The organism is Nonomuraea sp. NPDC003201 (genome assembly GCF_053590415.1).
Map to the genome: position 1 here is coordinate 1 of NZ_JBSFTC010000777.1, position 1120 is coordinate 1120.

Below are 1120 nucleotides of genomic sequence, written 5' to 3' on the forward strand. Positions count from 1 at the left end.
GCCGCCTCCCGCAGCTGGGGAAGGAGCGCTGGGGAGGCGGCCGCGTTGCCCGGGTGGGGCGTGGAGCCCCCGTCCAGGGCGAACATGAGGGTGGTGACGAGCATGCGCACATCGACGGCGGGGGCGGCGTCCGGCGTGGTGGCGCCGAGGCCCGCGAGGACGGTTTCGCCGGTCGGGGCGATGAGGACGTTGCCCGGCGTGACCGCGCCGTGCACGTGCCCGTGCGCGTGGACGACGGCCAGCGCGTCGAGCAGCCGCAGCCCCATCGCGGCGACCCGGCCCGGCTCCAGCGGCCCCTCGGCGGCGGTGATCCGGTCGAGCGAGCCGCCCCTGATGAGGTCCATGACGACCCAGGGCTGAGGGCCGGAGGCGAGGACGTCGTGCACGGTGACGAGCCCGGGATGGCTCAGCGACGCCGCGAACCTGGCCTCGGCCAGCACCCGCTCCCGCTCACCCGTCTCTGAGCCCGGCCGGGCGGTGGTGACGGGGATCCGCTTGACCGCCACGTCGCGGTGCAGCACCTCGTCTCTGGCCAGCCAGGTGCCGCCACCCGGGCCGAGCGGCTCGACCAGGGTGTAGCGTCCCGCCAGTACGGTGCCCCTCATCGCGTCAGCGCCTCGACGACCGAACGGGCCGCGGCGCCCGCCTGCTCGGGCAGGGCGGGGTCCTTGGCGACCTCACGCCGCAGCGTCAGCTCGGCCACCAGGTTGCTCACCCGGAAGACGATCGCGACCTCGGTCTGCGGCCGGCGATCGTCGGTGACGGTCCACGTCATCGCCTCGTCGCCGAGCCCCTTGAGGTCGGTGATCTCGGAGCTCTTGCCCAGGGAGGAGTACTTCCTGCTCCGTTCGGCCTCGTCCCGCCGCGAGTCGAAGTCGTCGGCGGCCAGCGCGATCTCCGCGTGGGTGCCGGTCGGCTCCTGCATCTCCAGTTCGAGCCGGAGCGACCGGGATTCCTTGGCCAGGCTCTGATGCCAGGTGCACTCGGCGTTCTCCCTCGGCATGATCAACGCCTTCGGAACGGCCTTGGCGGCCTGCTCCGGGGTGAGGAGGCCGCAGGCGCGCGGCAGGGCGGCGAACCGCCCCGCCCCGTCCGTCGCCGACGGTGCGGCGGCGACGGA

Annotated in this window: 2 protein-coding genes; both read right to left on the reverse strand. The window is 74.2% G+C overall.

Annotated features, from left to right (window positions below; all coding sequences use genetic code 11):
• Window positions 1-605, reverse strand: a 605-nt coding sequence (locus ACWDX9_RS63580; protein WP_449973497.1) for a serine/threonine-protein kinase, incomplete at its 3' end; no start/stop codon positions are given.
• Window positions 602-1120: hypothetical protein (locus ACWDX9_RS63585; protein WP_449973498.1), on the reverse strand; the 519-nt coding region annotated here is incomplete at its 5' end. The genes ACWDX9_RS63580 and ACWDX9_RS63585, both read right to left, overlap by 4 nt.